The organism is Nonomuraea sp. NPDC049480 (assembly GCF_044465905.1).
GTDB lineage: Bacteria > Actinomycetota > Actinomycetes > Streptosporangiales > Streptosporangiaceae > Nonomuraea.
On record NZ_JBITMD010000013.1, the window covers coordinates 232,868 to 251,603 of the forward strand.

Below are 18,736 nucleotides of genomic sequence, written 5' to 3' on the forward strand. Positions count from 1 at the left end.
CCGAGGAAGTGTCAGGCGAGGATCCTGACGATGCCCGTGAACAGGCCGGGCAGCCGACGGGCGGCGGGCACCACCAGCCGGGCCGTGCCGGGGCGGCGCGCGGCCTGCACCAGCGCGCCCGTCAGCAGCCGGTGCGTGCGGGACAGCCGTAGCCACGCGCCCTCGTAGTCTTCGGGCCGGTCCTCGGCCAGGCACCTGACCAGTAGTTCGGCCGAGCGCACGGCCAGCGAGACGCCCTCGCCGGTGAGCGCGTCCACGTAGCCTGCGGCGTCCCCGACCAGCAGGACGCGTCCCGCGCGGCGGGCGCGCACGGCCTGGCGCAGCGGGCCCGCGCCGCGCACCGGGGTGACGGCCGGGCCGCGCAGGCGGCGGCTCAGTCCGGGGAAGCCGCGCAGGTGCTCGTCGTAGCCGCGCCGCACCGAGCTGAGTATCGCGACGCCGATCAGGTCCCGGGCGACGGGCGTGACGTAGGCCTCGCCGGTGCCTGACCAGTGGACCTCGACGAAGTCGGTCCACGGCTCGATCCTGTAGTGGCTGCGCTGGCCGTACCTGTGGGGTCCGCGCGCGGGCAGACCGAGGCCGAGGGCGCGGCGCAGCGGCGAGTGCAGCCCGTCGGCGGCCACCAGCCAGCGGGCCCGCAGCCCGGCGGCCTCCACGCCGTCCCGGTCCTGCTCGACGCGGGTGATCTTGCCGGTGATCGTCTTGACGCCCAGCTCGGCGGCCCGCCGCGCGAGCGCGGCATGCAGATGCGTACGACGTACGCCCAGCCCGGGAGCGGCGGAGAAGGCGGCCCGCACTTCTCGCCGGCCGTCGAGGTAGTGGATGCCGCGGAACCCGCGTCCCTCGACCTCCACCCCCATCGCCTCCAGCGCCGCCACCCCGCCCGGCATGATGCCCTCGCCGCACGCCTTGTCCACGGGCGAGGCACGCGGCTCGACGACGACCGCCTCCATCCCCGCCAGCGCCGCGTGAACGGCCGTCGCCAGTCCTGCCGGGCCCCCGCCCGCGACAAGCACGTCGATCACGCTGTCACCGCTCGGAGGCGAGGAGGAGAGCCGCGTTCTCACATCGGATCCGCACCACCATCAGCGCGGCGTTGAGCACCGTGAACGCCAGCGCGGTCACCCAGGCCGTGTGCACCAGCGGCAGCGCGAGCCCCTCCACCGCCACCGCCACGTAATTGGGATGCCGTAGCCACCGCAACCGGTAGGGGCCGCGCGTCACCAGCGACAGGCCGGGCACCACGATCACCTGCGTGTTCCAGCGCGGCCCGAGCGAGGTGATGCACCACCACCGCAACCCCTGGGCCGCCACGACGAGGGCGAGCATCGGCCACCCGAGCGCGGGAAGGAAGGGCCGCTCCGCCAGCGCGGCCTCCAGCGGCGCGCAGACGAGCAACCCGGTGTGCAGGGCCACCATCCACGGATAGTGGCCCTGGCCGGTCACGACACCGCCGCGCGCCATGCTCCACGCGGCGTTGCGCCGGGCGACGACCAGCTCGGCCACACGTTCCAGGCCGACCAGCAAGACGAGCACCAGATACCAGGTCATAAGGCAGTCACCAGCAGTCGGGTCATGGGCGCGGTCACCAGCGGATCAGGACGAGTTCCGAGCAGAAGCCCGGCCCCATGGCGATGATCAGTCCCCAGGTTCCAGGCTCGGGCGACCGGGTGGCGAGGGTGTCACCGAGCACGTGCAGGACCGAGGACGAGGACAGGTTGCCGTTGGCCGCCAGCGAGCGCCATGTCACGTCGAGCGCGTCCGCGGGCAGGCCGAGCACGTCCGACACGGCTTCGAGCACCTTCGGCCCGCCGGGATGGCACACCCACGCCGTCACCTCCCCGGCCGTCACGCCGTGCTCGGCGAGAAAACCGTGCACGTCGTCGGCCAGGTACCGCCGCACGACCGCCGGGACGCTCGCGTCCAGCATCACCCGGAACCCGGTGTCACCAACCTGCCACCCCATGACGTGCTCGGAGCCCGGATACAGGTGGCTGCGCGTGGCCACCACGGTGGGACCGGCCGCGCCGCGTCCGCCGCCGCAGGCCACCACGGCGGCCGCGCCGTCGCCGAACAACGCGCTGGCGATCAGGTTCGCGGGCGAGGAGTCGCCCCGCTGCACGGTGAGCGAGCATAACTCCACCGACAGCAGCACGGCCACGTGGTCCGGCCAGCCGCGCAGGTAGTCGTGGATCCTGGCGATGCCCGCCGCTCCGGCCACGCAGCCCAGGCCGAAGACGGGCACCCGTTTGACGTCGGGCCGCAGGCCGAGCGCCGTCGCCAGCCGGGCGTCGACGGAGGGCGCGGCGATGCCGGTCACCGACGTGAACATGATCATGTCCACGTCGGTCGGCTCCAGTTCGGCCGCGTCCAGGGCGGCCTTCACACTCTCGAGCCCCAGGTCCACGGCGACCGAGACGAAGGCGTCGTTGGCGGCGCCGAAGCCGTTGAGCTTCTCGTACTGCTCGATGGGCAGGGCGAGGTTGCGGTAGTCCACTCGGGCGTTGCGGTGCAGGCGGTCGAGGAGGCGCCGGTCGGCGTTCTCCGGCAGGCACACGCGGGCGGCCATGTCGGTGAGCGTGGACTGTGGGTACCGGTGGGGAGGGAAAGCACAACGGACTGCGGCGATACGGGTCATGCAGTTCTCCCTCGCCAGCCGACAACTCTTACTCCCCGCACGTTTCCCGTCCAAATGGTCATTTAAGCCACATGTGGAGCATGGGAATTCTCCGCGGCGATCGCCCGGTCTACGATCACCTTGTGACTGACCCCGGCCCTGCGCCCACCGCCGTCGTACGCGATGGGCCGGGGCGGCTGGCCGTAGGGCTCGCGCGCGCGTGCCATCCCGGCCCGACCGCGGCCGTGACCGCTCTGGTCACCGCGCTGGCCGTGGCCACGGGGCGCGACGTGGTCGGGTGCGTGCTGGCGGGCGCTGCCGTGCTGACGGGACAGCTCTCGATCGGCTGGTGCAACGACGCCATCGACGTCAAGCGGGACGCGGCGGCCGGACGCGCGGGCAAGCCCGTCGCGGGCGGCACGGTGAGCGCGCGTGCCGTCTGGATCGCCGCTCTTGTGGCACTGGCCTGCTGCGTGCCGCTGTCGCTGGCCTCCGGCTGGCGCGCGGGCGCGCTGCACCTCACGGGGGTGCTGGCGGCCTGGGGGTACAACTTCGGGCTGAAGGCGACACTCCTGTCGTGGGCACCTTACGCCGTGGGGTTCGGGGTGCTGCCGGCCTTCGTGACACTGGGCCTGCCCGGTGAGCCGTGGCCCGCGTGGTGGGCGGTCCTGGCCGCCGGACTGCTCGGTGTGGGCGCGCACCTGGCCAACGTGCTGCCGGACATCGCGGGCGACCTGGACACCGGCGTACGCGGCTGGCCGCAGCGCATGGGCGCCTCCCGCGTACGGCTCCTGGTCCCCGTGCCACTGCTGGCCGCCACCTGCCTGCTCGTCTTCGGCCCTGGAGGCGCCGCCCCCGGCGTGGCGGGCTGGCTGGCCGTGGCCGCCGCCTCCGCCCTCGCGGCCACGGGGCTGCTGCTGGCCGCCAGGTCCTCACGGGTGCCGTTCGTCACCGCCGTCGCTGTGGCGACCGTGGACGTGATCCTCCTGGTCGCCGGCGGTGCCTCGCTCACCGCGTGACCCGCATGGCCCGCGTGACCCGCATGACCCGCATGGCCCCACGCCCCGCTCACCGCGTGATCCGCGTGGCCCCACGCCCCACGCCCCTCTCACCGCCCGGCGCGCAGGGAGCCGCGCAGCCAACGCATCCCCACGGCCAGAGCGAGCGGCGCGGGCACCGTCCCGGCCCCGAGCCCCACCTCCACCAGCAGGTCGAACACCTCCTTGCGGCGCACGGCCGTCTCGATCGCCGCGTCGATGAAACCGGGGGACTGGGCCAGCCGGGCCAGCACGTCGGTGGTGCGCAGGTGTCGTCCGAGCGCCCCGCGCAGCTTGCCCCGGTACAGTGCCAGCGGGTCGCCCGGCGACTCCACCGCCGCCTCGGCCGCCAGCCGCCCGGACAGCAGCGCGTAGTAGATGCCCTCGCCGGTGAGCGGGTTGATCAGCCCCGCGGCGTCACCGGCGAGCAGGACCCGGCCGGCGCCGGGCGTCGGCCGCCCGGTCGAGAGCGGCAGGTGATGGGCGCGCAGATCGCGGGCGGGCCGGTCGGGCAGCAACTCGGCGAGCCTGCCGTGCAGCACCTGACGTCCGGGTGCTCCCGCCGCGCGCAGCCGGGGCAGCAGCATGCCGAAGCCGACGTTCGCGGTACCGTCGCCGATGGGGAACGACCACGCGTAGGCCGGCCAGCCCGCCTTTTGCATGGCGATGAGCTGGACATCGTCCTCCTCGGGCACGTCGGCGTAGCCGCGCACGGCGATGGCGGTGTGCTTCTCGGCGGCGGCGGCCAGGCCGATCAGGCGGCGCACGACCGAGCCGGCCCCGTCGGCGGCCACCACCGTACGGGCCCGCAGCCGCCCGTCGATGACCACCCCGGACCCGTCGAAGACGAGATCCTTGACGCGGTGGCGGCGTACCTCGACACCCCTGGCCCGCGCGGCGGCCACCAGGCGAGCGTCGAACACCCGGCGCGGCACCACGTGATTGGGCCGCGCGGCCTCGGCGGAGACCCGCACCCCGCCCGGCGAGACCACGGTCAGGCGGGGAGTGGGCCGGTAGTCGTCGATGAGCGCGGGCAGCCCCAGCAGGGCCAGCTCGTCGCGCCCGTGGGCGGCGATGCCGTCGCCGCACGGCTTGTCACGGGGGAAGTCGGCCCTGTCCAGCAGGAGCACGCGCAGGTCCGGGTCAAGTTGCGCGGCCCGCAGCGCCGCCGCCGAGCCCGCCGGTCCCGCTCCTACGATCGCCACGTCCCACATGTCGTTCATGCGAGGTCTGTCCCACCGCACGCACGATCGGAAACGCATCACGTTCCACTCCGCGACCCACTGCCGACGGCCGGCGCCGGACGTTCCCAGGCCCCTTGGCAAGGGTAGGGCTGCGGTATTGCGTACGGTAGGACGGCGACGACCGCGTGTTGGGCGGGACGAGCCGGCGCCCTGACGCTCCCGCACCCAGGGTTTGGGTACGTCGAAGCCCTGGTCAGAGGATGACCGGCAGAAGAGGTGCGGGAGTTCGTAAGGAGTTTGCGATGACCATGAACACATCCGGCGGCGAGGCCACCTTCGCCGATCTGAACCTCCGATCTGAGCTCCTGGACGTGCTGTCCGCTCTGGGTTACGAAGAGCCCACTCCGATCCAGAGAGAGGCGATCCCCTCGTTGATTCAGGGGCGTGATCTGCTCGGGCAGGCGGCGACGGGCACGGGGAAGACCGCGGCGTTCGCGTTGCCCGTGCTTCAGCGAATGCCCCACCCCGGCGGTGGCGCCGGCCCTGTGACGCTGGTGCTTGTGCCCACGCGTGAGCTGGCCGTTCAAGTTTCGGAGGCGTTCCACCGGTATGGACGCGTACTGGGTACTCGCGTCTTGCCGATCTATGGCGGAGCGCCCATCGGCCGGCAATTGCAGGCGCTCAAGCGCGGGGTGGACGTCGTGGTCGCGACACCGGGACGGGCCCTCGATCACATCGGCAGGGGGACGCTCGACCTGGAGGGGTTGCACACCGTCGTGCTGGACGAGGCGGACGAGATGCTCGACATGGGGTTCGCCGACGACATTGAGGCGATCCTCGCGGCGACCCCCGAAGGTCGCCAGACCGTGCTGTTCTCCGCGACGCTTCCGCCGCGCATCGATGGAATCGCCCGCCGTCACCTCCACGACCCGGTACGGATAGAAATGGGGCACGCGGCGGCAGAGGGCAGCCAGACGACCCCGTTGGTGGAGCAGAGCGCGTACCTGGTCGCCAGGGCGCACAAACCGGCGGCGCTCGGACGCCTTCTCGACATCGAGGCGCCGGCAGCCGCGATCATCTTCTGCCGCACCCGGGACGAGGTCGACCAGCTCACGGAAACCATGAACGGACGCGGCCACCGCGCCGAGGCCCTGCACGGTGGGATGGAGCAGGAGCAACGCGACCGAGTGATGTCACGACTGCGGGCAGGGACCGCCGACCTGCTCATCGCGACCGACGTAGCCGCGCGTGGCCTCGACATCGAACAACTCACTCACGTCGTCAACTACAACGTGCCGTCCGCACCCGAGGCGTACGTGCACCGCATCGGCAGGGTGGGCCGCGCCGGCCGCGAAGGGGTGGCTCTGACCTTGGTGGAGCCACGCGAGCACCGCATGCTCAAGGCGATAGAGCGGGTGACCAAACGGCGGATCCCGGTGGAGAGGCTGCCGACCGTCGCCGACCTCCAGACGCGCCGGATGGAGCTGACCCGTGCCGCGCTGGAGGAATGCCTCCTGCAAGACGACCTGGGGCCCTTCCACGTCGTGGTCGAGTCGCTCACCGATGAGTTCGACCTCATGGAAATCGCGCTCGCCGCCGTCAAGCTGGCGCACGAGTCCAGTGGGGCTGCGCTCGACGAGCAGGAGATTCCCGAGGTGGCCCCGCGGACCGTGGAGAAGCGGCGTGGGCAGCGAGAGGCGGCCCCGGACGGCGAGCGATACGCTCGCGCCCCGGCGGGTGGAATGGCACGCCTCTTCTTCAACCTCGGGCGAAATGCGGGAATCCGGCCACAGGACCTGGTCGGCGCGATAGCCGGCGAGTCGAGCCTGAGCGGGCGCGACATCGGCGCGATCGAGATCGCCGACCGATTCTCGCTGGTGGAGGTGCCGCAGGCCGCGGCCGACGAGGTGATCGCCGCCCTCCGCCGAACCACGATCAAGGGAAGGAGACCGATTGTCCGCCGTGAGCGGGACATGCGCAGCAGGCGAACATGATGATGCGGCGGCCACGGCGGGATGCCGGTGTGCCGCTCGGTCAGCAGCCGGTACTACCTGCGGCTTTGTCCTGTTGCCGCATAGGCCGCAGGGGTACTGAGGAGGCGCTGCACTCGGGGTGCCTGAGGAGGAACCTCTCCAGCGGAAAGACCACTCCGCTGCCGGGGGCACCGTCTCCCCGCTCGAACGCGAGGACCACGATCAATCGGGCACTCCTCCGTCGAAGACTGCGGTGAGGCGGGCGCCGAGGGCGGGGGGCAGGGCTGGGATGGCTTGGGCGATCTGCTTCAGACCAAGTGCGGTGAAGTGTTTCCGGTTCTTGAGCGCGAGTTGCGCTGCCCGGCCCTGGATGGCGTACGACTCGTGCTGGAACGCCATCGTCAGCGCCGGTCAGGCGGAGAAGTTCGGGCCAGTTGTTCTGCCAGGGGGAGCGGGGGATCTCCGAATGGTCGTCGCCGCGTGACCAGAGCTTCTCTTCCTCGGCCTCGGCGCGGGCACGCAGGACGGAGACGTGGTCGCGGAGCTCTGCGGCGACGAGTTCGCGTTCGGCGGCGTTGAGCTTGATCAGGCGATCGACGAGGTCGTCGGGGCTGTCCAGGTCGATCAGATGGCGGATCTCGTCCCACGCGGTGGTGGTCATTCGGTTTTCTTCCTCCGTCGGGACGGGTCCGGGGTATGGCTGTGTCAGGGACCTTAGTGATCGAGTACGACAAGTTCGGGCATGGCGGTTGGGGCCGGGGCCGAACCCTGGCCGAGTAGCTCATGCGGTCGCGTCCGCATGAGAAGAGCAGTAGGTCATCCTCGGTGCTCCTGCGTGCAGCAGGGCGCTGTGATCAGCGCCGGCTGTCCTGTGCCGTCGAACGTTGAGCCTGTGCCGTCGAAGTTCGAGTGGGATCATGGCGCCCCCGGTGCTGCAAGGGCGATGTCGTCCTCATCTGCCGATGACAGTGCGGTCCGCCGGGACGCGACGATGCCGGCGTGGCAATGGTCGGCAGGACTATGCGGATGACTCTGGCTTTCGAGCGGTCGCAGAGCGCGGGCCGTCGGTCGTCGACTCCGCGGGAACATTTGTCCAAGACTGATGGCCGGGCGTGCGTGCATCGTTTCCTGCATGAGTGAGTACGAGTTTGAGCGCTCGCATCGGATGCACGTGGTCCACGACGGCCCGCGGCAGGCGCCGCCGTTGTTGCTCATCCACGGATCGGGGGCCTCGGGCGCCTGCTGGAACCCGATGGTCCCGGAACTCGCCGGCCACCATCACCTCATCCGGGTCGACCTGCCAGGCTGCGGCCAGTCCCCGCCCGCGCTCTCGTACGAGGTGCCCGATCAGGCAGGCCGGGTGGCGGCGGTGCTGGACGACCTCGGCCTTGGCCGCGTCGCCGTCGTGGGGCACTCCAGCGGCGGCTACGTCGCCACCGCGCTGGCCGAACAGCGCCCCGACCTGGTGGGTTCGCTCGCGCTGATCAGCACCGGCCCCGGTCCCGATGCGCTGCTTGGGCAGCCGTTCATCCTGCGGGTCCTGTTGGGCCCGCCTTTCGGCCCGCTGCTGTGGTCGAGGCGTTCGGACGCGATGATCCGCCGTGGGATCAGGGCGACGGCCGCCGGCCCGGTGGACGTCCCCGATGACATGGTCGCCGAACTGCGGGGCATCACCTACCGCACGTTCAGGACGGTGTTGCGGCGCAACGGCGCGTACATCGCCGAGCGGAGCGTGCCTGAGCGTCTGGCCGTCCTCGGAGTCCCGGTGCTGGTGATCTTCGGCGGCGCCGACCCCCGCTGGGAGCCGTCGTCGGCGCACCGGTACAACGCGGTGCCGCACGCACGGGTCGAGCTGCTGCCCGGCGTCGGGCACCTGCCCATGTTCGAAGCGCCCGAGGCGACCAGCAAACTGCTGCTGGGCTTCACGGCAACGGCCGCTGACACCCGCCCGTGATCGGTGAGGCCTAGACTGGTCACGTGCCCTCGACCGGGACATCATTCGACTGGGCGCAGGTGCAGGTCGCCGTCCCGCGCCCGTCGGTTCGGCTGCCGGGGGTCAGCATGGCCGGGTTCCGCCACCATGCGCCCGCACTCGTGGACATCGCCATGGTCCCGCACCCGTCGGTCACCCTGCTGGTCGACCTGAGTGAGGGAGAAGCCATCGTCTACGACGCCCATGGCCAGCGCGGCAGTGTCGTCATCGGGCTTATCCCTGGCGATCTCCGGGTGGCCGGCAGGGGGGTCGGCGAGTGCCTGCAGATCCGGCTGGAGCCGGCCGCGGCGGCCGCGGTGCTCGGCGCATCGGCCGAGCTCAGCGGAAGGGTTGTATCGCTTGAGGATGTCTGGGGCCGCGACGCCGGGCGAGCCGAGGACAGGCTGCGCGCCGCCGCCTCGTGGGACCAACGGTTCACGATCGCGGCGGATATCCTCGGCCGGCGGCTGGGCGCCCGCCCGCCGGTCGATCCGGAGGTCGCCTACGCCTGGCGGCGGATGCTCACCAGCCGGGGGCGGGTGCGGGTCGACGGCCTGGCCGACGAGGTGGGCTGGAGCCGCAAGCGCCTGTGGTCGCGCTTCCGCTCCCAGTTGGGCATCACACCCAAACGTGCCGCACGGCTGGTGCGGTTCGACCACGCCGCCCACCTTCTGGCGGTGGGTCACGCCGCCGCCGGGGTCGCTGCCCACAGCGGCTACGTCGACCAGTCCCACCTGCACCGCGAGGTCAAGACGTTCGCCGGGATCACGCCCACGGCCGTGGCCGCCGCGCCGTGGCTCGCGATCGACGACGTTGCGTGGCCGCCCTGAGCTCCGTTGCGAAAATCGCAACGGAGCCGCTTCGGCATTGCCTCATCGGCGCGGCTGTCAGGCCAGGGACGTCGCCGGCGCAGGACCAGAGCGTCATCGAGGCGACATACTGGCGCAGAACCACTCTCCCATACACTTACCACTCAACCTGCAGGAACAGGATCACGCCAAGATCGATTCATGCACCACGTCCGTGGACTTGACCGATCGCATCCTCCGACCCCACGCGGGAATCGCGTGTGATCCTGACCAGAAACCATGCGGCGATGATTGAGGGGCTCGGGTGGATCGGCGGCAGCTTGAGTACTTCCTCGCGGTGGCGTCGCACGGCAGCTTCACCAGCGCCGCGTCCGCCCTTCGGGTCGCGCAGCCGTCGCTGTCGTACACGATCCGGACGCTGGAGCGCGAGCTCGGCACCACGCTGTTCCACAGGCTTGGTCGCGGGGTCAGGCTGACGCCCGAAGGAGAGGCCCTCGTGGGTTCCGCGCAGCAGGTGATGCGCGCCTTCGCCTCCGCACTGTCGTCGGTGCAGCAGGTCGCCTGGCTACAGGCGGGGCGGCTCGACATCGTCGCATTGACCACCTTGGCCGTGGACCCGCTGGCCGGTCTCGTCGGCACCTTCCGTCGCGCCTATCCGGGAGTCGACATCCGCATCGAGGACCCCGAGCACGCGGAAGCGGTCGCGGAAATGGTGCGGGTCGGTGAATGCGAGCTGGGTCTCGCGGATTTCTCTGTGCCGTCGGTGGGATTGCGTGCTGTGGAGCTCCGGGAGCAGGAACTGCTCGCGGTTCTTCCGCCGGATGCCGAAATCGCACCGGGCCGGGCGCTGAAGATGGCCGAGGTCGCCGCGATGGATCTGATCACGACTCAGCCGGGCACGGCGACGCGGATGCTGCTCGAGCAGTCACTTGCGGGGGCCGGCGTCCCTCTGCGCATCGCGGTGGAGACCCCGCATCGCGCGGCGATAGTCCCGTTGGTCCTTGCCGGTGCGGGTGTGGCACTGCTTCCGCGCCCGATGGCGGAGGACGCGGCACGTCAAGGCGCTCGCATCGGGGCGATCGATCCGCCCGCTGTGCGCCGTGTCCGGTTGTTGTGGCGTCGTGAGCCGCTGTCACACGCGGGGCGGGCGTTCGTCGAGATGGTGATGCGAGAGCACGCGTCCGGCCGTGTCAACGAGACCGCCGTACAGCCATAGAGCGCCTCTATAGGAGCAGTTAAAAGGCGGTCTGGCTTGCCCGGCCTTTTTTGTTGCGCCCGCGACCGCCGCGAAGAACCATTACCAACCAACGGTCACGCAATTCGTGTGATCAGGGCCTCTTGTTTCATCGGCATTTCGCCGGCATTTCCATTATGCATGCCCGAATTGTGCGACGGCGGGCGACGTGAGTTTCGGAAAGGCAGGACGTGGGCGGACAGCACGGCGGACATCGCGGCCACGGGTGCTGCGGGGTCGACCACCACACCGGGGAGTACACCGAGGCACAACGCGCGGATCTCGAGCGGGTGCTCGCCTTCAACAGGCGGATGGCGAAGGCGATCGAGGACTGCCGCGACGTGTCCGGCGTGGAGGCGCTGCTCGATCCGGACCCCTTGCGCTACATGTGGGTCGACGAGGGCGGCGGCCGGCTTCCCGAGTTCCTGGAGCGGGCCCATGCGTCGCTCTCCTCGGCACCACTTCTCGAAGGGCATCGCCGAGCGGCCGGCGCAAGCGTCCGGGCGTCGGGGACCGCAACGCGTCCCAGCGTCGCGACCACACCGGACGGTCGTGTCCTCCACGCCTGGATCGAGTGGGAGAAGGACGCCGGCGATCGCGTGATGGCGCTGCTCCTCGACGGCGCGGCGGCCGAAGGGGACCCGATCGTGCTCTCCGGCGAGCCCGCCGACTGCTTTCGCCCCACGGCGCTGTTCGACGCCGACGGCCGCCCGTGGGTCTTCTACGCTCGCGCGCAAGAGGGCGCCGTGTCGGTCTTCTGCCGCCGTCACGGGCAGGACGGCTGGACCGGTGAAGAGCTGGTCAGCACGACCGATCACCCGTCGTTCAACCAGGAGGCGGTCGCGCACGTCGACGGCGGCGTCGAGGTCTGCTGGCAGGGGCCGCTGGGCAACCGGTTCGGCGTCTACGCCCGCCGTTGGTGTGACGGCACCTGGGCAGAGCCGCGTCTGGTGAGTGACGGAGTCGAGGGGAATGTCTGGGATCCCGCGGTGGCCGCCGCGCCTGGAGGCGGCACGGTCTATGCCTGGTGCGAGTACCACCGGGGCGCCTACCGCATCGCGGTCCGCCACGCCGACCCCGCCGGCACTCTCGCGGATCCGCGTCCGGTGACCAGTGGGCGCGACTACGCGCTGCACCCGAGCCTCGCGGTCACCGCGGACGGCGCCGTCTGGTGCGGCTTCGACGTCATCACCGTCGCCGGCCACGGCGGCTCCGGTCCCACCCGTCTACGACCGGCCGGCGAACTGTCGGACTCGCCGAGGATCGAGGGGATGCGGGAGAGCGGGGAGTTCATCCCACCGGAGTTGCTGCCGGAGATCTCCGCCTCGATCCGGGTCGTACGCCTCGGCAACGACGGCCTGTACGAACCGGAAGGCCTGCTCGCGCCCGGCCTCGACGTCGTACCGAGTGGGCTGCCGCGCCTCGCCGCCGACCCTGCGGGCGGCTTGACCGTCGCCTATCGGATCCACCGGCGGCTGCCCCTGATGACCTACTACTGGGAGGTCGCCACTCAAACGCTCGGCCCGGACGGCTGGTCACCACCGACGACGCTCGCCGCCAGCGACGGCACGCTCGAGGAACCGGCGCTCGCCCCGCTGCCGAGCGGCGCCCTCGTGGCGTGGCAGACCGACAGTCGCCTGGAGCGTGCACTCACCTGGACCGAAGGCTTCGGCGGCCGGGAGTGCCCGTTCCTGCTGGAGCACCACGGTGAGGTCATCTGGCACGGGATGCACGGAACCGGTGCCATCAGGGCCGCGACGTTGACCGCGACGGGACGGGCGATCGCGACGCGCAGGCTCGACGTCGTTCACAGCGACGAACGACGCGAGGCACGCGGATGGGCCGACGCCGGCGGCGCCCGCTACCGGACGACCGTGAACGACAAGGAATATGCGCTGTACTGGGGGGACCTGCACCGCCACTCCCTCATCAGCCGCTGCACCTCCGGCGACGAGCCGTCTCTCGAGGACTTCTACCGCTACTCCTGGGACGTATGTGAATACGACTTCTGGGCGGTCACCGATCACTCCGAGAACAGCACCGACTACCAATGGTGGTCGATCCAGAAGATGGCCGACCTGTTCCGTGTCGACGGGCGTTTCGTACCGTTGTACGGCTTCGAGTGGACCGGGCTCATGGGGCACCAGAACGTCATCTACGGGGACGTGCGGCGCGGCGCACCGATCTTCTCGGCCTACGCGAAGGGATCGGAAACGCCCGCGGAGTTGTGGCAGGGGCTTCGCCGGCACCCGGAGTTCCCGGCGATCACCATTCCGCATCATCCCGGCTCGGCAATGGTGCCGTTCGACTGGGACTACCACGACCCGCAGTTCCTCCGCGTCGTGGAGGTCTTCCAGGCCTGCCGCGGCAACTACGAGGACGACGGCTGTTTCCGCCAGTACGCCGACGGCACGCTTCCCGGCACGTTCGTCCTCGACGGCCTGCGCCGCGGGCAGCGGTTCGGGCTCATCGCGTCCTCCGACCACGGGCACGGGGCCAGCTACGTCGGCGCGTACGCCGAACGACTCGATCGTGAAGCGGTGTTCGACGCGCTCTACAACCGGCGCGTGTTCGCGGCCACCCAGCGTGGCATCGTCGTTGACACGCGGATCGGCGACGTCTTCATGGGCGGCGAGGCCGAGCTCGACGGTCCGGTGGACCTGGACGCGTTCGCCCGTGGATACGGGGAACTGGCTCGCATCGAGGTCGTGCGCAATGGCGACGTCGTCCACAGCGTGCTTCCGGACCTCGACCTGCCTCGGCACTGGATCGCCGTCCCGCTGCGGGTCGAATGGGGTCAGAGCCCGGTGACGACGGACTGGAGCGGCTGCGTCAGCATCCTGGGCGGCGAGCTGTTGCTGACGCCGTACTGGAGCCCGGAGATCACCGAGGCGGACCGGCACCGCGTCTGCTGGGTGAACACCACCAAGAGCTTCGGCGAGCCGTACGGCGCGCAGCGCGGCGGCGTCGAGTTCACGTTGATCGGACCGGCCGGGGCCACGGTGAACGTGAAGACATCACGGGGCGAGGTCACCACGACCCTTGGCGCGCTCGACGGCAGCGTCGTCGATGTGCCGCTCAAAGGGCCGGGCCGGCTGCGGCTGCAGCCGGGCGTCGGCGGGCTGACCGGCCTTGGCGATCATGAACGGCGAGTGCGATGGACCGACGTGTCGGGCGCGCCGGCTTGGTACTACGTGCGCGTCTATCAGACCGACGGCGAGATGGCATGGTCCTCGCCGATCTGGGTCGGCACTCCTGTGGAAGAGAGGTATCGGTGATGTCGAGGAAATCGTTCGGCCCGATCGTGCTCGCGGTGCTCATCGCGTCGCTCGCCGGGTGTAGTGGTGCGAAAACCGAAGGGTTCGCAGACTCGTCCGGCGGCGGCGAGCACGTCGCGCGGTTCGTGCAACAGCCGTGGAGCGACCTCGTCGTGGAGACGAAGATCGCGACGCTGGTGCTGGGTCAGCTCGGCTATAAGACCAGTATCCAGGAGGTGTCGGTGCCGCTGGCGGGACAGGCCTTGTCGACGGGGCAGGCCGACGCCTACCTCGGCAACTGGTGGCCGAGTCAGCAGGCGGTGTTCGGCAAGCTGCTGGACGACAAGAAGGTGGAGGTCGCCGGGACTCTGCTCACCGGCACGCAGTACGCGCCGGCGGTGCCCGGGTACGTCACCGAGCGACTCGGGGTGCGTTCCCTCGCCGATCTGGACAAGCACGCGGACGAGTTCGGCCGGCAGATTCTCGGGATCGAGCCGGGCGCTCCCGGCAACAAGATCATCAGTGATGCGATCGCGAAGGACGCCTACGGGCTCGGTGACTGGAAGCTGGTGCAGAGCAGCACGGAGGCCATGCTCGCCGAGGTGACCCGCCACGCGGCGAAGCAGCGACCGGTCGTCTTCCTCGGGTGGAGCCCGCACTGGATGACCCCTGAGTTCAAGCTCCACTTCCTCGACGACCCGAAGAAGGTGTGGCCCGGGGCCGGTGAGATCCGGGTGCTGACCCGTCACGGCCTCGCCGGCGAAGATCCGAGCCTGTATCGGTTCCTCTCGCAGATCCGGGTCGACGCCGACACCGCGTCGCAGTGGATCTTGAGCCTGGAGAAGCAGAAGAAACCGGCCGAGACAGTGGCCCAGGACTGGATCCGCGGCAACCCCGAGGTGTTGCGGAAGTGGCTCGACGGTGTCACCAGCGTCGACGGCAAGCCCGCCGCCGACGTCGTCCTCGGAAAGGGGTGACCCGGTGATCGAGGCCAGTCACCTCAGCAAGGTGTACGGGCTGCCGCCGGACAGGGCGCTGCCGCTGCTGACGGATGAGCGGCGGCACGAGGCCGTACGAGACGCCGGGGGATTCCTCGGCGCCGACGACGTGAGCTTCACGGTCCAGCGGGGTGAGCTGTTCGTCATCATGGGCCTGTCCGGCTCGGGGAAGTCGACCGTGCTCCGCATGATCAACCGGCTGGTCGAACCGACCGGCGGACGGTTGATCATCGACGGGCGGGACGTCCTGGCCATGGCCGGGGACGACCTGCGGGAGCTGCGCAATCGCCGGATCAGCATGGTGTTCCAGCACTTCGCGCTGTTCCCGCACCGAACGATCCGGGAGAACGCCGCGTACGGCCTGAAGGTGCGCGGCGTCCCCGTCAAGGAGCGGCTGGAACGGGCCGACTGGGCGCTGGGGCGCGTGGGTCTCGGGGACCGCGGCGACACCCGTCCGGACGAGTTGTCCGGTGGGATGAAGCAACGCGTCGGCCTCGCCCGCGCGCTCGCGACGGATGCCGACATCCTGCTCATGGACGAGCCGTTCAGTGCCCTTGATCCGCTGATCAAGCGAGAGATGCAGGAGTTGCTCCTGACGCTGCAGGCCGAAGATCAGCGCACGATCGTCTTCGTCACCCACGACCTCAACGAGGCCATGCGGATCGGGCACCGCATCATGGTGATGAAGGACGGCCGCGTCGTACAGTGCGGCACCGGGCAGGAGATCCTGTCCTCGCCGGCGGACGACTATGTCAGCGATTTCGTCGCCGACGTCGACCGCTCACGTGTGCTCACCGCGGCCGCGGTGTTGCGTCCGCCGTTGCTGACCGCGGGATTGCCGGACAGTCCCGAGGACGTGTTGCGGCGCCTCGGGGCCGCCGAGATGAACGGCCTCTTCGTGCTCGACGAACTGGGCTGCCTCCTCGGCGTCGCCCGCGACGACCTGCTGGCGAACGCCGTGCGGAACGGCGAGGGAGATCTGCGGAACTGCCTGGTTCAGGAGTACGAGGCCGTGCCGGTGGACCGGCCACTGGTCGAGTTCTGCCACCTCGCCGGCCGGCACACGGTCCCGATCGCCGCGGTCGACGAACAAGGCCGGCTGCTCGGAGTGGTGCCGCGGGCCGCGATCCTCTCGTCTCTGGCGAGTCCGAAGAAGGTGACGGCTCATGCCTGAGCTTCCGGTGGACGCGTGGGTGGAGCGCGCCGTCCAATTCCTGCTGGACAACTTCTCCGGCGTATTCGACGTGGCCTCGAAGTTGATCCTGCAGCTCGTCAACGCGTCGTACTTCCTCCTGATCAGCCCGCATCCGCTCGTGCTGCTGGCCTGCTTCACCGCGCTCGCATGGGCGGCGGCGCGCCGGTGGCAACCCGCGCTCATCGCGTGCCTCGGCCTCTTGCTCATCCAGTCGATGGCGATGTGGACCGAGACGATGCAGACCCTCGCGGTCGTCATCGTCGCCGCCGTCGTGGCGCTCATCGTCGGCATTCCTGTCGGCATCGCCGCGGCGGGCAGCACACGGGTGAGCGTCGCGGTGCGTCCGGTTCTCGACTTCATGCAGACGCTGCCGGTCTTCGTCTACCTGCTACCGGCTGTCTTCTTCTTCGGGATCGGCGTCGTGCCGGGCGTCGTCGCCACCACCGTCTTCGCGATCCCGCCCGCGGTGCGGCTCACCGAACTCGGCATCCGCCAGGTCGATTCCGAGGTGATCGAGGCCGCGCAGGCCTTCGGATCGCGGTCCCGGCAGATCCTCCGTGACGTGCAACTGCCGCTGGCCATGCCCACGATCATGGCCGGGGTCAACCAGGTCATCATGATGGCGCTGTCCATGGTCGTGATCGCCGGCATGGTCGGCGGCGGCGGGCTGGGCGCGGTGGTCGTCGAGGCGGTCACCCGGCTCGACATCGGGCGCGGCTTCGAGGGCGGGCTCTCCGTCGTGATCCTCGCGATCTACCTCGACCGGGTGTCGGCCGCGTTCGGTGAGCGACGGGGCAGAAGCCGCCGCCTGCGAACGCGTCCGCCCGCCGGCACCGTTCCGACGCGCGGAGAAGGTCCCTTGGAATCCCTGACGCGATGAGCTTCGATGACGGGACGAACAAGGACGTCAGTTCTTCGCGGGCGGGCATTCGCCGCTCGGCTTTGACGACGTCCCACCAGCGTTCCCGCCCTTTGGCGCGGTCGCGCAGTTCGGTCACGAAACCGGTGACGCCGCCTTTGACGTACGCCGAAGAGACCGGCTCGGCGGCTCCACGAATACTCACACGCCGCCTGAACTGCATGGATCGAATTCCCGGCAGGCGCAGAGCAGCCGGCGTCGGGCGTCGGCAAGGCTCTGGGCGGTTTCTTCGGCGGCGGCGCGCTCGGCGGCGTAGGCGTGCAGGAGGTCATGAAGGCGGTAGCGGTCCGGGCCCTGGTGCTCGATCAGGTGAGCGGTGGCCAGCGCCTCCAGGACTTCACGCGTGCGAACGGGAGTGTCGCCGGTGAGCGCGACGGCGGCGGACGCGTTGATGTCCGGACTGTCGTGGAGGCCCAGCAGCCTGAACGCCCGCGCCGCCGACGCCGGCAGGGCTCGATAGGACCCTGAGAACACCGTCCGTACGGCGGTGCTGTCGTCTCCGGTGGCGAGCGTGTCCAATCGGCGGTGTTCGCTGGCGAGGTCGCCGATGAGATCTGTCATGGTGAGCGACGGGTGCACGATGAGATGCTCGGCCACGATGCGCAAGGCCAGCGGGAGATACCCGCACAGCCGCGTCATGCCGGCGATGGCCTGGGGTTCGGCAGCGATCCGTTCGACACCGGCAGCGGCTGCCAGCAGGTCGGCGGATTCGGCGGCGGTGAGGGTGCTCAGGGCGATGTGGTGAGCGCCGTCACGGGCGACCAGGCCACCCAGGCGGTGGCGGCTGGTGACCAGGACCAGACATCCTGCGTTGCCGGGCAGCAGTGCACGGACCTGATCGGTGGTGGCGGCGTTGTCCAGCAGGATGAGCATGCGCCGGTCGCCGATCAGGCTGCGGAACAGGGCCGCTAGCTCGCCCACTTCGGTGGGCAGGTGCCGGAGGTCTGGGGCGAGGGCCCGCAGAAACCGGGCCAGAGCCTCGGCGGGCGGCATGGGCATCTGCTCCGCGTCGAAGCCGCGCAGGTCGACGTGCAGCTGGCCGTCCGGGAACCGATCGGCTACACGGTGCGCGAAGTGCACCGCCAGCGCGCTCTTGCCGACGCCGGCGATCCCGTCGATCACCGCGATCGCGATGGCGTTGCCGGCGTTCGGCACCAGAGCCGTCAGGCGATCGAGTTCGGAGGAACGGCCGGTGAAGCCCGCCACGTCGTGAGGCAGCTGGGCCGGACGCTGCCACGCGGGGGGATTGGCCACGGCCAGCTCCCACAACGCCACCAGATGTGCGGTATCCCCGTTGCACGCTTTGCTGATGGCTTCGACAGCCTGGCGAGGCGGTAAAAGCTTGCCGTTGAAGTATCGCTCCAGCGAGGACTTGCTGCAGTGCGTATGGGCTGCCAACTGGACCAGCCCCAAACCCGAAGTGGCCTTGAGAAAACGCAGTTCGGCCGCGAGTCTGCGCGCATGTAACCCGTACACCGCCGCAGGGCTCATTCGCCCACCTCCCCTTTCCGGTGTTCTGTGACGTTTCAAGCGTTCGCGGG

At 70.2% G+C, this 18,736-nt stretch carries 15 protein-coding genes; 9 read left to right on the forward strand and 6 right to left on the reverse strand.

Features of this window, described 5'->3' with window-relative positions:
• Positions 1 to 11: 11 nt before the first annotated feature.
• The 3 genes from ACIBX3_RS33720 to ACIBX3_RS33730 are packed head-to-tail and all read right to left on the reverse strand — an operon-like array spanning position 12 to position 2,692.
• A complete protein-coding gene (locus tag ACIBX3_RS33720; RefSeq protein WP_397124131.1) occupies positions 12 to 1,025 on the reverse strand; it encodes an NAD(P)/FAD-dependent oxidoreductase in 1,014 nt (337 codons plus the stop codon).
• Between the two features lie 4 nt (positions 1,026 to 1,029).
• Positions 1,030 to 1,551, reverse strand: a complete 522-nt coding sequence (locus tag ACIBX3_RS33725; protein ID WP_397124132.1) for an isoprenylcysteine carboxyl methyltransferase family protein — start codon at positions 1,549 to 1,551, stop codon at positions 1,030 to 1,032.
• Between the two features lie 34 nt (positions 1,552 to 1,585).
• Positions 1,586 to 2,692 (reverse strand): type III polyketide synthase, encoded by a 1,107-nt coding sequence (locus ACIBX3_RS33730; RefSeq protein ID WP_397124134.1) that lies wholly within the window; start codon positions 2,690 to 2,692, stop codon positions 1,586 to 1,588.
• Between the two features lie 68 nt (positions 2,693 to 2,760).
• Between ACIBX3_RS33730 and ACIBX3_RS33735 the strand changes: the two genes are divergently transcribed.
• A complete protein-coding gene (locus ACIBX3_RS33735; RefSeq protein WP_397124136.1) occupies positions 2,761 to 3,636 on the forward strand; it encodes a UbiA family prenyltransferase in 876 nt (291 codons plus the stop codon).
• An 89-nt stretch (positions 3,637 to 3,725) separates the two neighbouring features.
• Here the strand turns inward: ACIBX3_RS33735 and ACIBX3_RS33740 are convergent, their stop codons facing one another.
• Positions 3,726 to 4,877, reverse strand: a complete 1,152-nt coding sequence (locus ACIBX3_RS33740) for an NAD(P)/FAD-dependent oxidoreductase (protein WP_397124138.1) — start codon at positions 4,875 to 4,877, stop codon at positions 3,726 to 3,728.
• Between the two features lie 263 nt (positions 4,878 to 5,140).
• On the opposite strand from ACIBX3_RS33740, the gene ACIBX3_RS33745 reads away from it, so the two are divergent.
• Positions 5,141 to 6,832 (forward strand): DEAD/DEAH box helicase, encoded by a 1,692-nt coding sequence (locus ACIBX3_RS33745; protein WP_397124140.1) that lies wholly within the window; start codon positions 5,141 to 5,143, stop codon positions 6,830 to 6,832.
• 40 nt (positions 6,833 to 6,872) lie between these two features.
• On the opposite strand, the gene ACIBX3_RS33750 is transcribed toward ACIBX3_RS33745, so the two are convergent.
• Positions 6,873 to 7,472 carry a hypothetical protein gene (locus ACIBX3_RS33750; RefSeq protein ID WP_397124142.1) on the reverse strand — a complete coding sequence of 200 codons (600 nt, stop codon included), beginning with the start codon at positions 7,470 to 7,472 and terminating at the stop codon, positions 6,873 to 6,875.
• Positions 7,473 to 7,943: 471 nt separating this feature from the next.
• Here ACIBX3_RS33750 and ACIBX3_RS33755 point away from each other — a divergent pair, with 471 nt between their 5' ends.
• The 7 genes from ACIBX3_RS33755 (at position 7,944) to ACIBX3_RS33785 (ending at position 17,156) form a co-directional block, all read left to right on the forward strand.
• Positions 7,944 to 8,765, forward strand: coding sequence for an alpha/beta fold hydrolase (locus ACIBX3_RS33755; RefSeq protein WP_397124144.1), 822 nt, complete (start codon positions 7,944 to 7,946; stop codon positions 8,763 to 8,765).
• A 23-nt stretch (positions 8,766 to 8,788) separates the two neighbouring features.
• Complete coding sequence (locus ACIBX3_RS33760; RefSeq protein WP_397124146.1) at positions 8,789 to 9,613, forward strand: helix-turn-helix domain-containing protein; 825 nt, start codon at positions 8,789 to 8,791, stop codon at positions 9,611 to 9,613.
• Positions 9,614 to 9,896: 283 nt separating this feature from the next.
• Positions 9,897 to 10,808: a LysR family transcriptional regulator gene (locus tag ACIBX3_RS33765; protein WP_397124148.1), complete on the forward strand. Its 912-nt coding sequence runs from the start codon at positions 9,897 to 9,899 to the stop codon at positions 10,806 to 10,808.
• A 209-nt stretch (positions 10,809 to 11,017) separates the two neighbouring features.
• Entirely contained in the window at positions 11,018 to 14,104 is a 3,087-nt protein-coding gene (locus ACIBX3_RS33770; protein ID WP_397124150.1) for a DUF3604 domain-containing protein, read from the forward strand.
• Positions 14,104 to 15,060 (forward strand): ABC transporter substrate-binding protein, encoded by a 957-nt coding sequence (locus tag ACIBX3_RS33775; protein ID WP_397124152.1) that lies wholly within the window; start codon positions 14,104 to 14,106, stop codon positions 15,058 to 15,060. Before ACIBX3_RS33770 ends, ACIBX3_RS33775 begins: the two co-directional genes overlap by 1 nt.
• Positions 15,061 to 15,064: 4 nt before the next feature.
• Entirely contained in the window at positions 15,065 to 16,255 is a 1,191-nt protein-coding gene (locus ACIBX3_RS33780; protein ID WP_397124154.1) for a glycine betaine/L-proline ABC transporter ATP-binding protein, read from the forward strand.
• Positions 16,248 to 17,156, forward strand: coding sequence for an ABC transporter permease (locus tag ACIBX3_RS33785; RefSeq protein ID WP_397124156.1), 909 nt, complete (start codon positions 16,248 to 16,250; stop codon positions 17,154 to 17,156). Before ACIBX3_RS33780 ends, ACIBX3_RS33785 begins: the two co-directional genes overlap by 8 nt.
• Before the next feature lie 180 nt (positions 17,157 to 17,336).
• Here the strand turns inward: ACIBX3_RS33785 and ACIBX3_RS33790 are convergent, their stop codons facing one another.
• Positions 17,337 to 18,686: a helix-turn-helix domain-containing protein gene (locus ACIBX3_RS33790; protein WP_397124157.1), complete on the reverse strand. Its 1,350-nt coding sequence runs from the start codon at positions 18,684 to 18,686 to the stop codon at positions 17,337 to 17,339.
• Positions 18,687 to 18,736: the final 50 nt, after the last annotated feature.

Bases quoted from the DNA above. Each gene is read 5' to 3' on its own strand.
- ACIBX3_RS33755 (WP_397124144.1), top strand. From the start codon at position 7,944: ATGAGTGAGTACGAGTTTGAGCGCTCGCATCGGATGCACGTGGTCCAC.
- ACIBX3_RS33740 (WP_397124138.1), bottom strand. From the start codon at position 4,877: ATGAACGACATGTGGGACGTGGCGATCGTAGGAGCGGGACCGGCGGGC.
- ACIBX3_RS33790 (WP_397124157.1), bottom strand. From the start codon at position 18,686: ATGAGCCCTGCGGCGGTGTACGGGTTACATGCGCGCAGACTCGCGGCC.
- ACIBX3_RS33725 (WP_397124132.1), bottom strand. From the start codon at position 1,551: ATGACCTGGTATCTGGTGCTCGTCTTGCTGGTCGGCCTGGAACGTGTG.
- ACIBX3_RS33750 (WP_397124142.1), bottom strand. From the start codon at position 7,472: ATGACCACCACCGCGTGGGACGAGATCCGCCATCTGATCGACCTGGAC.
- ACIBX3_RS33775 (WP_397124152.1), top strand. From the start codon at position 14,104: ATGTCGAGGAAATCGTTCGGCCCGATCGTGCTCGCGGTGCTCATCGCG.
- ACIBX3_RS33745 (WP_397124140.1), top strand. From the start codon at position 5,141: ATGACCATGAACACATCCGGCGGCGAGGCCACCTTCGCCGATCTGAAC.
- ACIBX3_RS33785 (WP_397124156.1), top strand. From the start codon at position 16,248: ATGCCTGAGCTTCCGGTGGACGCGTGGGTGGAGCGCGCCGTCCAATTC.